This is a genomic window from bacterium (assembly GCA_016708315.1).
Taxonomy (GTDB): domain Bacteria; phylum Zixibacteria; class MSB-5A5; order CAIYYT01; family CAIYYT01; genus JADJGC01.
Window position 1 is genome coordinate 48,551 of sequence record JADJGC010000003.1, and the last position, 15,044, is coordinate 63,594.

Here is a 15,044-nt window from a genome sequence, read left to right on the forward strand (position 1 = left end):
TATCGTATCATTGCCAAAATCGACTTTGGAAAGGAGTCCCCATAATCATGAATAGTAACATTGCAAAGATTGCTGCCGTAGCCGGTGTCGCATTGATGCTGAGCGCCTGCTCGTCCAGCGAGAAGACACCGCCTCAGTCACAGGGCACACAACAGCCCGCTACTCAACAAACTCAGCCACCGGCCGACATGGGCCAGGCTAATCCGCACGGCGGCGTCGCTGTGACTACCGTTGCCGGGATTGACTGGACAGTTCCTGCCGGCTGGGCAGCCGCAGGCGAGAAGCCGATGCGTGTCGCGACCTACTTGATCGACCCGGCCGACCCCAAGGCTGAGTGCGTCGTTTATTACTTCGGTGAAGGGCAGGGCGGCGCGACGGATGCCAATATCAGCCGCTGGATAAATCAGGTGAAACAGCCGGATGGTTCTGACTCAAACGCCAAAGCTCAGCGCGGAACGGTTACTTCCGAGTGTTGCGAAGTCGCTACCGTCGAAGTCGGCGGCACCTACTTGTTCTCCGCCGGTCCGATGATGCAGACGCAGGAAGAGCGCCCCGATTATGTGTTGCTTGCAGGTATCGCGCCGGCGCCAAAAGGTAATGTCTTCTTTAAGATGACTGGCCCCAAAGCTAACGCCGAGAAATCGCGCGAAGCATTTATGACTCTCTTGAAATCGATCAAGAAGTCGACGACATAACTTCGCGTCCAATAAGACCAATATTCGTATCGGGCAGACGACCTCGTCCGCCCGATTCGTTTTTGTCAGTAACTCATCTCTGATCGTAATCTTGTGGGTTCGACTTCAGTCGAACTTTCGGTGAAACGTAGGCTTCAGCCCTTGCTCATAGTCAATTCCAACCTCACATACTCCGCCAACTCTTCAATCCGCTTTTCAACTTTCGCGATGATCTCCGGTGCCGACTGCATATAGCCTTCATTCTTGTAATGACTAAGTGATCGCTTAAACATGTCAACTGCGCCCCGCTTGTCGCCCTTCGCCGCGAGAATTTCGCCCATATCAAAGCACGCTTGACCCTGCACATCTTCGTTGCCGAGGCGCTCCGCCCACGCCAATGATGGCCGCAACCACGTCATCGCTTCGTCGTAGCGCTTCAGCTTCGTCAATATCCAGCCGACCTGATAATCCGCATACAGTTTTCCTGTCTCACCCGAAAACCGCCAATGATACTCGCGCGCCTTGACATACAACTCGTGCGCTTTCTCATAGTTCTTCTGGTCGGCATAAGTCGACGCGAGATTGTTGCACATCGATGGTAACATATCAAGATGACCGGTGGCTTCCGCTTCCTTGACACCAAGAGAGCCCCATTCGATTTGCTCAGCAGGCGAACCGGTGATGGCGATCATCCGCGCAGCATCGAGGTAACGATCGGCAAGATCGTGCTTCTTGGCGTAATCATACATCTGCTTGAACAACACAGTTGCTGAGTCATTCCTGCCCTCGCGCCATTCCAAACGGCCCTTGACTCCCAAGTATCGCGACCAACCGCCGGGGTACTTGTCTGATGCAATCGCATCTGCCTTTGCCAGCCACGACTTCGCGCCCTCAAAATCATTTTGTGTCAAGCGACAACGCGAGAGCTGCGAGAGAGCCTCGATTTGCGTCGAAGTATCATTTGCTGCCAAATCAAAAGCATCTTGGTATGCCTGAGCAGCTTCCACCAGTGCCCGGGTGTCGAAGTATTTATCGCCTTGTACAATCTTGTCCAGCGCCGGCGTGCTTGCGCGCAATGTCGCAAACGGAATGGCAAGAGCGGCTAATCCGGCAATCCAGATGAGATAGTCGCCAGCGAAGAGGAAGGCAGGGAGGTTCATTTCATTACTCCATTTATGTTACGACGTACTTTGCACTATTGAGTTACGGAAAGACTTATGATACAATTCGCGTTAGTTGCCTGTCAACAGCAACCTGATTAGAAGTCGGGAAGGAAGAGCAGGGTCACGCCGCCGACCGTAATGATAGTGCCAATGATCGCGCGTGCGCTTGGGCGTTCGCCGTGAATAATCATCACCAACGGGATGATCCACAGCGGCGTGGTCGACATGAGAGTGGCAGCGATTCCAACCTTGGTGAGTTTGATCGACATCAGCGACATCCAGATACCAAGTACCGGACCAATCAGTGCTGCCGCGAACATCGCCATCCGTGCCTTGCTGTCGCGCAAACCGGCGATGGTTTGCCGGACCTTGCCCTGTCCAATCGCAATGATCCAAATCATTGCCGCTGCAGCAATCATTCTAATCATCGAGGCGCTTAACGGCGTAAGGTTTTCCTGCATCCCAACCTTGGCTGCAATCAATCCGGTCGCCTGTCCCATTGCGCCGATACCGGCGAGAACATAGCCCCAAACTTTCGAACTACCTGCCTCTTCGCCAAAGGTGCGGGTGTTTCGTTCAAAAGTCACCCATCCCAGGCCGGAGAGGGTAATCGCAATGCCAATGAGGTGAATCCAACTTAGATTCTGGTCAAGGATGATCCAGGAAAGCAAGACGGCGAAGATCGGCGCCGATGCTGCCAGCAGGGAGGCAATCCGCGGTCCGAGGATCACCAGCGCGCGGAAATGACAGCCGTCGCCAACGATCAGTCCCAGAAAGGCGCTGAATGTCAGCCATCCAAACTGTGTTCCGTTGGTGGTCGGTGAGAAGAACTCTTGCTGGACCAGGATTGTCAAACCGACGAGCACGATTGCCGCTATTGGAATCCTGACAGCGTTCACGGTGAAAGCTCCGACACGGCGACTGGCGAAGCTGAACAGGATGTTTCCAAATGCCCAACAAATTGCTGTGCAGATTGCGAGCACTTCGCCCAAGTATGCCATAGTTCGAACGAATCTAATGCAATTGCTTTTGAAAACCCTGAGAATTTTCAATCAATCTTGCCCGTCGATCCTTATAATATGCAGGGGAGGACATTGGCCAAGATTAGACTAAATGAATCCATACGGTTGCCATTAAAGTAGCCGACAAAAACAACGACTAACAGAAAGCTGCGGAGGAAGAGATTATGGACGCACGTACCATTCTCAGCCGCAAGGGACACACGGTTTTTACCGTTTCCCCTTCTGCCACCATCAGGGAGGCGATGGCACTTTTGATTCGTCATGGCGTGAGTTCACTGATCGTAATCGGCCAGGACGATGAAGTTGTCGGGATCATTACCGAGCGGGATATCTTCCGTCTCACCTACGAACACGATGGGCGCATCATGGAACTGCCAGTCAAGTCTGTCATGACGCGCGAACTGATTATTGCACTGCCTTACGACAAGCTGGACTACCTCAAATCATTGATAACCGAAAACCGGATCCGACACTTGCCGGTCATCGACCAAGGAAAGCTCGCGGGAATTGTCTCTATCGGCGATATCGTTCGCGAAGAATCGAGCGCTGTTGCCGTCGAGAATCGCTATTTGAAAGATTTCATTTTCGGACCAACGGCAACAATGTAAAGGCTGTGGGAATAACCCCGGCGATCTCCGAAATTATCCGTTTGTCGCCTGTGCTCCAATGGTGTATAGTCAATACTTCAGGCTAAATACTCCGGTCGTGCCGGTCGATTAAATGACTATTGTTCCTTTGGAGATTCGATGAAGTCTGTTGCCGAACAAATGAAAATCATCCGTGAAAACACGGTTGAGATTCTTCCCGATGGTGAACTCGAGAAGAAACTTGAAAAATCCATCAAAACCGGAAAACCGCTGGTCATCAAACAAGGTTTCGATCCGACCGCTCCGGACATCCACCTTGGTCACACGGTCGGGATGCGCAAGCTCAAGCAGTTCTCCGATCTGGGTCACCACGTCGTAATCATCGTCGGCGACTATACTGCCCGTATTGGCGATCCTTCGGGTCGTTCCGCGACAAGACCACAATTGTCCGAGGATGAAATCGACGCCAATGCCAAAACTTATCTCAACCAGTTCTTCAGAATTCTTGATCCGGCGCATGTCGAAGTTCGCCACAACGGAGAGTGGCTGTCCAAAATGGCGTTTTCCGACATCCTTCGTTTAGCAGGCAAGATCACGCTGGCGCGAATCATGGAACGCGAGGACTTCACCAAACGCTGGAAGGCCGAAGCGCCGATCTCTGTACATGAATTATTCTATCCGCTGATGCAGGCCTACGACTCGGTCGCTATAAAAGCGGATGTCGAGCTTGGCGGAACCGAGCAGAAATTTAATCTTCTCACTGGCCGCCAGATTCAGGAAGCCTACGGTGTCGAACCTCAGGTGGCATTGACCTTGCCGCTTCTGGAGGGAACCGACGGTATTCAGAAAATGAGCAAATCGCTTGGCAATTATATCGGCGTTACCGATGCTCCCAAGGATATGTTCGGCAAGATCATGTCGATACCGGACAAACTGATCATTCCGTACTTCCGTCTCGCTTCGGACTACTCTGGCGAGCAGATTGCCGCCATTGAGCAGGCAATTGCGAGCGGCGAGAATCCGGTACGATACAAGAAGGAACTAGGGCGCACTATCGTACGTATGTACTATGACGCCGGAATCGCGGAGCAGGCGCAGACCGAGTTCGAGACAATATTCGCCGGCAAGGGCTTGCCTGACGAGATACCGGAATTGACCTATTTCTGGGCTGAGCCAAAGGTCTGGATACCGAAATTGTTGGTGCACTTGCAGCTTATGACCGGTACCGGCGAAGTCGTCCGCCTGATTAAGCAGGGCGGAATGTCGGTTGACGGCGAAAAAGTGCAGGACCAGAACACCGAATTGGAAGTAGAACGCGAATACCTGTTGAAGATCGGTAAACGCGGGTTTTATAAAGTCAAGGGAACGATAGAGAGGAAGTAGTCCATTTGCGAGTTCGTATTCACGCCATAATGATTATCTGTCTGGGCTTGGCTGCCGTGGTTGTTGGCTGTGCCGCCAAGAAACAAGCGGTAGATTCTCTCACTGCACAACTCCAGCCCGAGCCTCGCAAAGAGATCCACCCGGAGGCCTACCACCATTTCACCAATGCGGTGATTATGGAACAAGAAGGCGACTTCGCCAAGGCTGTCGAGCAATACGAACTTGCCTTGTCATTCGACCCATTGTCTTACGACATCCGTCTCGCGCTGGGAACTTTGTACTTAAATCTCAGTCGCCCGGCATCTGCGATCGATGCCTTCTTGCCGATTCCCGACAAAACCGCCGAAATCTATCAACTTCTTGGCGAAGCATTTCGCGCTCAAGGTCAAGATGTCGACGCCGAAGAGGCCTACCGTCGTGCATGGAGCACCGACTCAACCAACATCAACACCAACTATCAACTCGGCGTATATGCAGTTCGAGACAATCGCATTGACGAGGCTGCCAAGTATTTCCGAGTGGCTGCGCAAGTTTCCGGCAACTGGGAGTTGTTCGCGCAGATTGCCGAGATGTATGCCAATTTTGAAGAGTATGATTCGGCGGCGGTGTTTATCGAGCACGCCATCCGACTCAATCAGAACGATCCTTCACTCTTCGCCCGGCATGCAGTCTATCTGTATTCATCAGATCGCAAGAGCGAATCCAAAGAAGTCCTTCAACGGGCAATCGCAGTTCATCCAAACGATGCCCGTCTGCTGGCGCAACTTATCGAGACCTACAATGCGGAGAACAATCTCGACTCCGTCAAAGTCTTTGCCGAGAGAATGATCGCAATCGGAGAGGTCACCGCTGCAGATCGAATTGTATACGAGCGGATAGGCGCAGTTTTGATGCGCGCACGACTGCGCGAACAGGCCTCTGGGATTTTCCAGAAGATGCTGAAATTTGAACCGGAGAATCGATTCGCGCTGTTTTATCTGGGTCGTATTGAAGTTGACAGCTCGCGCTACGATGCCGCCAAGTCATACTTTGACCGCCTGATTGCCGCCGACTCGACAGTTCCTGACGGCTGGACAAACTTGGCGTACGTGTATCAACAAAAGAAAGACCTCGACAAGGCTGAAGATATCCTGGAAACAGCCTCCCGCTATGTCACCAGCGACCGTGATAATATTCAGTTCTTCCTCGCACAGATCCTCTCCCAGAAGAACCAATCAGATTCCGCAATTACTGTCCTGAAGAATGCCATCAACGATGGTGGCGATACCATTAGGGCATTGTTTCAGGTAGGTGCGGAATACGAAAAGCTAAAGGATGTTCCGAAAGCAGTTGAAACATTCGAGTTGTTGCTCTCCATAAGTCCCGACCATCATCCGACATTGAACTATCTGGGCTATATGCTGGCAGAACGCGGCGAGCGTCTTCCGGAAGCACTGGAAATGATCGAACGGGCACTGAAATCGGAACCTCAAAACGGCGCCTATCTCGACAGCTACGCGTGGGTGCTGTACAAACTTGGAAGATATCAGGACGCACTTCTCCAGATTCAAAAAGCAGTGACTGCGACGAACAACGACCCGGTTGTCATCGAGCATCTCGGCGATATCCAATTCGCACTCGGCAATCGGGAAAACGCGCGCGACGCGTGGCAAACCGCTCTTGCCTTTGACCCGCAGAACAAGTCTCTCAAAGAAAAGCTCGCCCGCTAACTCAGACGACAAAGTCCGTCAATCAATTCCGCGGCGAAGTTGCTGTCATCGCAATTATGCAACAATTTCGTTTGCGCATCGTATACGATTCCGATTCATTCAATGAGTCCGAACACTTTTCAGGAGGGAAAAGAACGAAATGAAGGTCTTTGGAATAATACTGGCAGTCCTGCTCTTACTTGTGCTTGCCATTGGCGGCTGGGTTTGGAGCAATCGTGGCGGTCTTATCGAACGCACTCAGTCGGTCGACGAGAAATGGTCGCAGGTTCAGAACGTTTATCAACGCCGTTTCGATCTGGTGCCGAATCTCGTTGCCAGCGTAGATAACTTCATGAGTCGCCAGCAATCGACTCTGACCGAAGTCATCGGCATGCGCCAGCGTGTGCTCGATCTCAAAGGCGCCGCCGAAGGTGCCCTTAAGCAAGCCAATCCGATGTTGCTCGACTCGCTGTCGACGCAGTTGTCGAAGCAGCTTGGATCATACATCAACGTTGTTGTCGAGCAATACCCTGATATCAAGGGCGAGGCGCTTTATACCGACCTGCTAACTCAGCTTGAAGGTACAGAAAACCGCATCGCGCAAGAACGCCGCGTCTTCAACGAAGTCGTCCGCGACTACAATACCTTTCGACAGAAGGGCATTGGCGCGATGATTGCGGGTGCCATCTTTGGATTCCCGTACGAGAAGCAGTTCTTCGCCGCGAGTGCCGAAGCTCAGACTGCACCTGTCGTAAAGGATCTTTTCCAGAACAAATAGCATGCGCAGACTATCATTGTCTTTGCGCTGCTGGTAGTATTGCTGGCATCGAGCGTTTACGCGCTCGATGTCCCGCTATATACTTCACCGGCAACTGACCTGGCCGGATTGTTGAGCGCGAGTGATGTGTCGGCGCTCAACCAGCGCCTACTTGATTATCGCACCCAGTCGGGCAATGAAGTCGCAGTCTTGATAATCCCCACGCTCGGAGACGAGGCTCTCGAAGATTACGCTCACAAAGTGTTTAATCAGTGGGGAATCGGCAAAGGCGCAAAGGACAATGGTGTCCTCTTCTTGATGGCGCTTGAAGAGAAAAAGACCCGTATTGAAGTCGGCTACGGCCTCGAAGGCGATCTCACCGATGCCGAGTCGGGCCGCATAGTCAATCGACGCTCACCAATGGCCGACCGATTTCGCAGTCAAGATTGGGGCGGCGGTATCAACGCAGTTATCGACGGGATCATCACCGCAATCGGTGGCGAATTTGCCGAGCCACAAGGCGGCGGCAAGAAAACTCCGATCCCAGTTGGTATTGTGATATTTGCCCTGATAATACTCATGGTGATCGTCGGCAAGATAGTCGACGCCGTGCGCGGAGTGAAGTCCTCTGGGCGCGGCGGCTGGGGTTCTGGCGGCGGGTTTGGCGGCTTCGGTGGTTTTGGCGGCGGCTCCTCCGGCGGTGGTGGCGGCGGATTCTCATTTGGCGGCGGCTCTTCAGGCGGAGGCGGCGCCTCCGGCGGCTGGTAGGAAGGGAACAATGGCAGATCTTGTAAACAGATGTTTTTCAGAGCCGGATTTCGAAGCGATCAAAAATGCCGTAGCTGATTGCGAGTTGCGCACTTCCGGCGAAATTGTAATTCGACTTTCGTCGCGTTCGCACAATTGGCTGCTCGACCGACTCGTTGCGGCATCTATTGTCTCTGTGTTGGCAATGGCGGTTTCGCTATGGTTCACACGCGAGCACAATTGGGGTGTATATTACGATTTCACTCAAGCAACCTTGTGGGCAGTTGTCGGCTTTGCCGCTGGATTCTTCGGGATCGGCGGATTTCTCTGCACTCCTGCGCGCCGACGTCGCGTTGTATGGGAGCGCGCTCTCAAGCTCTTTTCCGCTCTCACACCAACTCGCGACAGCACCGGCGTCCTGATTTTCGTCTCGCTTGCCGAAAAGTGCGCTGTAATCGTCGCCGATAAGCAAATCGCTTCCAAAGTGGATGCCGCCTATTGGGATCATCCGCAATCGATTATCCAGAAGTCGATTATCGAGAACCGACACAGCGAAGGCATCATCAGCGCAGTCCGTGAGATTGGTGCCAAACTTTCGGAGCATTTCCCGCGCCGGGCCGACGATATCAACGAACAGCCTGATCGTCCCGAAATCGTCTAAGACCTCGCTCCCTATCCATTTGCTATCTCCCCCCAAATCCCTATATTATTGTCGATGACAATTGTCCTTTAGCCATAGTGGGAGTCCTCAATGGAAGATTCGTTACACAAAAATGCGGTCGAAGAGTTTTACCTGAAACACGGCTTCGCCACGCGTGCCCTTCATGCCGGCGAACACATCGCCGGGCATCATTCGAACGCGCACACCGTCCCGATTTATCAGACATCGACATTCGTCTTTGACAATGCCGAACAAGGGAAGCGGCTCTTCGCTGCCGAGGACAACGGCTTCATCTATACGCGCATGGGTAATCCAACCACGCTGACCGCCGAAGCCAAACTCAACGCCCTCGAGGGTTGCGGCGCCAAGCTCGTCGATCCCGACAATGTTCGCATATCGTCGTTGTTGTTCACTTCGGGCATGGCCGCAGTTTCCGGGATAGTATTTGCCTTGCTTGAGCAGGGCGACACGCTCATTCGCGGCGATGTCGTTTACGGCTGTTCCGACAGCTTGTTCGAACACGTCTTGCCGAAGTTTGGTGTCAAATCCGTCAGTGTTGATACCTCCGATCTCGACAAGTTTCGCGTCGTGATGCGCGCCAATCCCAAAGCCAAAGGCGTCTACTTCGAGACCCCGACCAATCCGACGATGTCGATTACGGACATTCGTGAGATTTCACGGATCGCGAAAGAAATCAATCCCGAGTGCCTCATCATTGTCGACAACACCTATGCCACCCCGTATCTACAGCGCCCGCTCGAACTCGGAGCTGATGTCGTCATGCATTCCACGACAAAATACATCTCCGGCCACGGACATGTCATCGGCGGGGCAGTGGTGACGAATCATCCGAAGTTCAAAGACAAGCTCTACGGCATCATGAAAGACGTCGGCAGTTGCCCGTCGCCGTTCGACAGCTGGTTGATCTATCTTGGACTAAAGACACTTTCACTTCGCGTCGAACGCCACTGTGCCAGCGCAATGAAAGTCGCAGAACACCTTGAAAAACATCCGATGATCAAACGCGTATTCTATCCCGGGCTCCCCAGCCATCCGCAGCACAAGCTCGCCAAATCGCAAATGTCCGGTTTCGGCGGTGTCCTTGCGTTTGAGATGAAAGACGGTTACGAGGTTGCGCGCAGGCTGATGGACAATATCAAGATATTCACGCTCGCAGTTAGTCTTGGCTCCGTCGACTCGTTGATTCAGCATCCGGCGTCAATGACTCATGCCGGCATAGATGCCACCATCCGCCAGAAGATCGGTATCACTGATGGTTTAGTGCGTATCTCCGTCGGGTTGGAAGATGCTGAAGACCTCATCGCCGCTCTCGATGCGGGCCTTGCCAAAGCCGCGCAATTGACCAGCAAACCCAATGTCGTAACGGCATAATTCTAAATCGACAATAGAACAGTAGGGCAGGTCTCGTTGGAGACCTGCCTTTCTTTGTTTCTGATTCCTCCCCTCGGCGGGTGGAGCCAGGGGTTATATTCAACTCCTGGGGGAGGGGTAGAGAGACAAAAACGAAACGGGCACGCTCTCGCGCACCCGTCATCACTCAAAAATTTGTCGAATCGATTAGTTCTTTTTCTGAAAGTCCTTCATAAACTCGACCAGCTTTTCGACCGCTTCCACCGGCACCGCATTGTAGGTTGATGCCCGCAGGCCGCCAACCGAACGGTGGCCTTTGAGTCCGATGAATCCCGCTGATTTTGCCTCAGCGATGAATTTCGCTTCGAGTTCTTCAGTATTCATTCGAATCGTTACGTTCATTCCCGAACGACTGTCGGCGCGGACGGTGCCTTTGTAGTAGCCGCCGGAATTGTCAATCGCGCCGTAGATCAGCTCTTTCTTGCGATTGTTGCGCTTCTCTACTTCGACCATACCGCCTATCGAGTCAATCCACCGCATCGTCAACATCGTGATGTAAATCGGATACACCGGCGGCGTGTTGTACAGCGAGTCTTCCTTGATGTAGGTCGAATAGCTCAATATCTTCGGCAGACCTTGCTTCTGTTTAGCCGCAAAGTCCTCTTTGACAATCACCAGCGTGACACCTGCCGGTCCAAGATTCTTCTGTGCACCGGCATAGATAAACGATGTCTTGGAAACATCAACGCGCCGCGACAGAATATCCGAAGACATATCCAATATCAGCGGTACATTGCCGGTTTCGGGCAGATAGCTCCACTCAGAGCCGAAAATCGTGTTGTTGGTTGTGACGTGCACGTATTGCGCACTCGGATCCAGTTTGATCTGGTCCTGCGTCGGGATGTAGCTGAAATTCGCTTCGCTCGAACTGGCAGCAGTATTGACTGTGCCGAACAGCTTGGCTTCTGATGCCGCCTTCTGCGCCCACGAACCAGTAATGATGTAATCTGCACTCTGTCCCTGCGACAGGAAGTTCATCGGCAGCATGGCAAACTGCATCGAAGCTCCGCCGCCGAGAAACAGGATATGAAATCCATCCGGCAGTTGCAGATGCTTCTTGATCAGTGTCTTGGCTTCAGCGAGGATCGCCTCGAAGTCCTTACTGCGATGACTCATTTCGAGTACCGACATGCCGACACCCTTGTAGTCGAGCATCTCTTCCTGTGCGGTCTTCAGCACTTCAAGAGGAAGAGCAGACGGTCCCGGATTGAAATTGTAAACGCGTTTCATAATCTATCCTTTTCAGATAATACGCTGATTATAGTTGCCGACAAACTTGCCGATGATGCGGTCGACAGCTTTGCCGATGCGCAGCAAATTCTCATTTGTCGAAGCGCCGATATGCGGCGTCAACAGAGTGTTCTTCGCCTTGTAAAGCGGGGAGTTTTCCGGCGGATCGGAGTACCAAACGTCGTTGCAGTAGAAACCGATCTTGCCGGTGTTGAGCGCGTCGACTACGTCCTGCTCGATCACGCACTTGCCGCGACCGGTGTTGATAATCACCACGCCGTCCTTCATCTTGGCAATCGATTCCTTATTGATCATGCCCAGTGTCTTTTCCGTCAATGGCGTATGCATCGTCAGGTAGTCGGCATCGTGATAGACTTCATCGATTGTCACCTTGATGGTAATGATGTCATGTACATCGACAGTCGGATCGTAGCCGATGACGTTCATCCCGAAGGCCTGCGCCCGTTTTGCAACTTCGGTGCCGATCTTGCCGCAGCCGAGAATTCCCAGCGTCTTGCCCGACAGCTCCGTGCGCTTGAGTTCCTTCTTCAGCCACTTGCCTTCCTTCATCGAAATATCCGACTCGACCAGCCGGTTCGGCACTGCAATCATCATCGCGAAAGCCAGCTCTGCCACCGCGATACTCGAAGCGTCCGCCGTGTTGTGTACTTCGATTCCTTTTTCCTCGGCGTACTTGACATCAATATTGTCAAGTCCGACGCCGCCGCGGATGATCAAACGTACTTTCTTCGCCAGGTCGATGTACTCCTTCGTGCACTTTGTTTTCGAACGCACGAGAATGACATCAGCTTCCGGAGCCTCGTCCTTGTTCGAGGTAACCTCGCCATACTTCCGCAACAGATCGGGAAGCGACGGGTCAAAGGCGTCCGACAATAATATCTTCATTTAACAGTTCCTTTATGAAGTTAGGTCCGTGACTACGAATTAAGAACATACACCGCCATGCCGTCGCGCAGTTTCGGTTCAAACCACGTTGATTTCGGCGGCATCACACCACCCGAATCGGCGACCGAGCGCAACGCTTTTAGCGAAACCGGCGGCACTGCGAATGCAACTTTGAACTTGCCGGAATCAACCAGCTTCACAAGTTCTTTCGTCCCGCGAATTCCACCGACGAAATCGATTCGCTTGTCGGTGCGCGGTTTGGTGATACCCAGCACCGGCTCAAGCAGATTCCGCGACAGGATGCTGATATCGAGCGACTCAATCGGATCGAATTGATTGTAGCTGTTCGGCAGCGGCGTCAGTTTATACCACTTCTTTTCAAGATACATGCCGATTACCCGATCAACTTCCGGTTCAACCGTTTTGCCTTCTGGAAGTTCTTCAACAGCGAATCGCTCCCTGGCCTTCGTGATGAAATCTCTCGGCTCAAATCCCATCAGGTCTGTCACGACGCGGTTGTAGGAAGTATCTTCAATTGATTTTCCGGGAACACAACCGACAGGAAGTACGCTTCCGGCTCCTCGCCGGTATACTGCGGATTCTGCGCGCGCCGTTGTTTGCAGACATTTGCCGCAGCCGCACAGCGATGATGTCCATCGGCAATGTAGGTTGCACCCAAACCGGCAAATCCAGCCACGATTTGCGAGACACGTTGCGGTTCGCTGACGACCCAGAATCTGTTCCGGACTTCCGCCGCGACAAAATCGTACGTCGGTGCTTTCGCGCACTCTTGTTGCAGAATCGTATCGAGATCACTGCTGTCGGCATAGAACAAGAACACCGGACCCGTCTGGGCATTTGTCACATCATTGAGTTTCGTCCGGTCGGCTTCCTTGTCTGGCCGCGTGAACTCGTGGCGTTTGATGCGCCCCAAGAGATAGTCGTCCACGCTCGACAAGATCATGAATCCGGTCTGATCGACATCGCGCCAGGTCAGGCGGTAGATGTAGATACAGGGCGATTTGTCGAACGCCATTGTCCCGTTGTCAATCAACGCCTTGAGATTGACGCGGGCACGCTCGTAAAGATCGTTGCCGCCCGGTTCTGATCCCGTCGGGTAGGTAATCTCAGGCTTTGTGACGCGCAGAAACGAGATTGCATTTCCGTCAGCCATGATTCGGGCTTCATCGGAAGACAATACATCGTAGGGGGGAGATGACAATTTCTCGGCAAATTCTGCCTGCGGTCTCAAACCCTGAAATGCCTTAATCTTAACCATTTTTATCACCTATATGAATAGAATAGTCAATAACTAACCAAAGCACTCCAAAACTTAACTGAATAGGTAGTAAAATCCTCCTTAAAATGCAAGTGATTCTTTTCACAAAGAGAATTGGAATACAGAGGGGAAAAACCCCCGGAAATTTTTTTGGAAAGAGGTTAGTTAAGAAGATTTTTTGCTGTTTAAAAAGTGGGGATTTTTTTTTTATTGAGGTGCCCCCAAAAGGGGGGGGGGGGGTGGGGGGGGGGGGTCCCCGGTTCCCGGGGTTTTTGGGGGGGGGGGGGGGGGTGGGTGGGGGGGGGGGCCCGCGGGGCCCGGTTGGGGGGTTTTGGGGGATGTGGGGGGGGGAAGGGGAGGGGGGGGGGGAAAAAAAAAGCGTAAGGAAAAAGACGAGGGCGGGACAAGGTTTTTCCGGCAATCCCCCCGCGTTTCCCCCACACAGCAAAAAATTTTTTTTTGGCGCGCCGGCGGAGGCGGCCCCCCGGGAATCCGGGCCCGTTTCCTGAGGGGGGTTGGCAGGGGCAGACACCGGGGAAGGGACAAGGGGGGGGGGGAGGAGGGGGGGGGGGGGGGGGGGGGGGGGGGGGTCGGCGGGACCCCGCCCATTTGGGGGAAATGGGTTGGGGGGTTTTGGGGATGGGGTTGCGGGGGGGGGGGGGGGGGAAAAAAGGGAAAAAGAGAAGGGGGGGGGGGGGGGGGGCCCCTAAATTATCCTTAAACAAAAAACCTTTTCCGGGGGGGGCCCGGGGGGGTGCGGAAAAATTCCGGGGGGGCGGGGGGGCTCGGGGATGGCGAAAGGGGGTTGGGGGGGGGGGGGAGGGGGTTGGGGTGTTGGGGGCGGGGGGGGGGGGGGGGGGGGGGGGGGGGGGGGGGGGTGTGGGGGGGGGGGGGGGGGGGGGGGGGGGGGGGGGGGGGGGGGGGGGAGGGGGGGGGGGGGGGGGGGGGGGGGGGGGGGGGGGGGGGGGGGGGGGGGGGGGGGGGGGGGGGGGGGTGGGGGGGGGTTGGGGGGGGGGTTTTTGGGGGGGGGGGGGCGTGGGGGGGGGGGGGGGTGGGGGGGGGGGTGGGGGGGGGGGGGGGGGGGGGGGGGTGGTGGGGGTGGGTTGGGGGGGGGGGGGGGGGGTTGGGGGGGGGGGGGGGGGGGGGGGTGTGGGTTTTGGGGGGGGAGAGGAATGGGTTTTGGTGGGGGGGGGGGGTTTCTCGGGGGGGGGGGGGGGGGGGGGGGGGGGGGGTTTGGGGGGGGGGGGGGTTGGGGGGGGTGGGGGGGGGAGGGGGGGGGGGGGGGAGGGGGAAGGGGGGGGGGGGGGGCGGTCCTGGCTAGTTGGAGGTGATAGGCATTGCCAAAAAATCCCCTTGCATCCTCCCATTCCATCCGTATCATATCCAGACATAGCCGTTGGGAGTGGCGTGCCGATGTTTCGGCACAGTCTGAGATTATACCCCCAAAACCTGATCCGGACAATACCGGCGTAGGGAAACGGCAGCGACATCTCCCGTTGGGCGCCCTTTCCGTTGC

The 15,044-nt window shown here is 54.4% G+C and carries 14 protein-coding genes and 1 riboswitch; of the genes, 8 read left to right on the forward strand and 6 right to left on the reverse strand.

Features of this window, described 5'->3' with window-relative positions; translation table 11 throughout:
• The first annotated feature begins 47 nt into the window (after nt 1–47).
• On the forward strand, nt 48–695 hold the full coding sequence (locus IPH59_03155) for a hypothetical protein (GenBank protein ID MBK7090709.1): 648 nt from the start codon (nt 48–50) through the stop codon (nt 693–695).
• Between the two features lie 134 nt (nt 696–829).
• Here the strand turns inward: IPH59_03155 and IPH59_03160 are convergent, their stop codons facing one another.
• Both IPH59_03160 and IPH59_03165 read right to left on the reverse strand, forming a co-directional pair.
• Entirely contained in the window at nt 830–1,834 is a 1,005-nt protein-coding gene (locus IPH59_03160) for a tetratricopeptide repeat protein (GenBank protein MBK7090710.1), read from the reverse strand.
• A 98-nt stretch (nt 1,835–1,932) separates the two neighbouring features.
• Nucleotides 1,933–2,838, reverse strand: a complete 906-nt coding sequence (locus tag IPH59_03165; protein ID MBK7090711.1) for a DMT family transporter — start codon at nt 2,836–2,838, stop codon at nt 1,933–1,935.
• Between the two features lie 185 nt (nt 2,839–3,023).
• Between IPH59_03165 and IPH59_03170 the strand changes: the two genes are divergently transcribed.
• The 7 genes from IPH59_03170 to IPH59_03200 all read left to right on the forward strand — a co-directional run bounded on the left by IPH59_03170 (nt 3,024) and on the right by IPH59_03200 (nt 10,074).
• Nucleotides 3,024–3,467, forward strand: a complete 444-nt coding sequence (locus tag IPH59_03170) for a CBS domain-containing protein (protein ID MBK7090712.1) — start codon at nt 3,024–3,026, stop codon at nt 3,465–3,467.
• 138 nt (nt 3,468–3,605) lie between these two features.
• Nucleotides 3,606–4,829 carry a tyrosine--tRNA ligase gene (locus tag IPH59_03175; GenBank protein ID MBK7090713.1) on the forward strand — a complete coding sequence of 408 codons (1,224 nt, stop codon included), beginning with the start codon at nt 3,606–3,608 and terminating at the stop codon, nt 4,827–4,829.
• Between the two features lie 5 nt (nt 4,830–4,834).
• Nucleotides 4,835–6,538 (forward strand): tetratricopeptide repeat protein, encoded by a 1,704-nt coding sequence (locus tag IPH59_03180; GenBank protein MBK7090714.1) that lies wholly within the window; start codon nt 4,835–4,837, stop codon nt 6,536–6,538.
• Nucleotides 6,539–6,677: 139 nt separating this feature from the next.
• Entirely contained in the window at nt 6,678–7,295 is a 618-nt protein-coding gene (locus tag IPH59_03185) for a LemA family protein (protein ID MBK7090715.1), read from the forward strand.
• A 39-nt stretch (nt 7,296–7,334) separates the two neighbouring features.
• Nucleotides 7,335–8,042: a TPM domain-containing protein gene (locus IPH59_03190; GenBank protein MBK7090716.1), complete on the forward strand. Its 708-nt coding sequence runs from the start codon at nt 7,335–7,337 to the stop codon at nt 8,040–8,042.
• Nucleotides 8,043–8,052: 10 nt separating this feature from the next.
• Nucleotides 8,053–8,682, forward strand: coding sequence for a hypothetical protein (locus tag IPH59_03195; GenBank protein ID MBK7090717.1), 630 nt, complete (start codon nt 8,053–8,055; stop codon nt 8,680–8,682).
• Nucleotides 8,683–8,772: 90 nt separating this feature from the next.
• The gene (locus IPH59_03200) at nt 8,773–10,074 is read left to right on the forward strand and encodes a PLP-dependent transferase (GenBank protein ID MBK7090718.1); all 1,302 of its coding nucleotides are present in this window, start codon (nt 8,773–8,775) and stop codon (nt 10,072–10,074) included.
• A 186-nt stretch (nt 10,075–10,260) separates the two neighbouring features.
• Here the strand turns inward: IPH59_03200 and serC are convergent, their stop codons facing one another.
• From serC to IPH59_03220, 4 genes are read right to left on the reverse strand one after another with little or no spacing between them, the layout of a single operon-like run.
• Nucleotides 10,261–11,346, reverse strand: a complete 1,086-nt coding sequence (serC, locus tag IPH59_03205; GenBank protein MBK7090719.1) for a 3-phosphoserine/phosphohydroxythreonine transaminase — start codon at nt 11,344–11,346, stop codon at nt 10,261–10,263.
• A gap of 9 nt (nt 11,347–11,355) precedes the next feature.
• Entirely contained in the window at nt 11,356–12,249 is an 894-nt protein-coding gene (locus tag IPH59_03210; protein MBK7090720.1) for a hydroxyacid dehydrogenase, read from the reverse strand.
• A gap of 32 nt (nt 12,250–12,281) precedes the next feature.
• Nucleotides 12,282–12,758 carry a DUF1015 family protein gene (locus tag IPH59_03215; protein ID MBK7090721.1) on the reverse strand — a complete coding sequence of 159 codons (477 nt, stop codon included), beginning with the start codon at nt 12,756–12,758 and terminating at the stop codon, nt 12,282–12,284.
• A complete protein-coding gene (locus tag IPH59_03220) occupies nt 12,755–13,528 on the reverse strand; it encodes a DUF1015 domain-containing protein (GenBank protein ID MBK7090722.1) in 774 nt (257 codons plus the stop codon). Before IPH59_03220 ends, IPH59_03215 begins: the two co-directional genes overlap by 4 nt.
• Nucleotides 13,529–14,916: 1,388 nt before the next feature.
• Nucleotides 14,917–15,021: riboswitch (TPP riboswitch) on the forward strand.
• Nucleotides 15,022–15,044: the final 23 nt, after the last annotated feature.

Coding starts and splice junctions, on each gene's coding strand:
- IPH59_03155 (MBK7090709.1), top strand. CDS start 48: ATGAATAGTAACATTGCAAAGATTGCTGCCGTAGCCGGTGTCGCATTG.
- IPH59_03160 (MBK7090710.1), bottom strand. CDS start 1,834: ATGAACCTCCCTGCCTTCCTCTTCGCTGGCGACTATCTCATCTGGATT.
- IPH59_03165 (MBK7090711.1), bottom strand. CDS start 2,838: ATGGCATACTTGGGCGAAGTGCTCGCAATCTGCACAGCAATTTGTTGG.
- IPH59_03170 (MBK7090712.1), top strand. CDS start 3,024: ATGGACGCACGTACCATTCTCAGCCGCAAGGGACACACGGTTTTTACC.
- IPH59_03175 (MBK7090713.1), top strand. CDS start 3,606: ATGAAGTCTGTTGCCGAACAAATGAAAATCATCCGTGAAAACACGGTT.
- IPH59_03185 (MBK7090715.1), top strand. CDS start 6,678: ATGAAGGTCTTTGGAATAATACTGGCAGTCCTGCTCTTACTTGTGCTT.
- IPH59_03195 (MBK7090717.1), top strand. CDS start 8,053: ATGGCAGATCTTGTAAACAGATGTTTTTCAGAGCCGGATTTCGAAGCG.
- IPH59_03200 (MBK7090718.1), top strand. CDS start 8,773: ATGGAAGATTCGTTACACAAAAATGCGGTCGAAGAGTTTTACCTGAAA.
- IPH59_03210 (MBK7090720.1), bottom strand. CDS start 12,249: ATGAAGATATTATTGTCGGACGCCTTTGACCCGTCGCTTCCCGATCTG.
- IPH59_03220 (MBK7090722.1), bottom strand. CDS start 13,528: ATGGTTAAGATTAAGGCATTTCAGGGTTTGAGACCGCAGGCAGAATTT.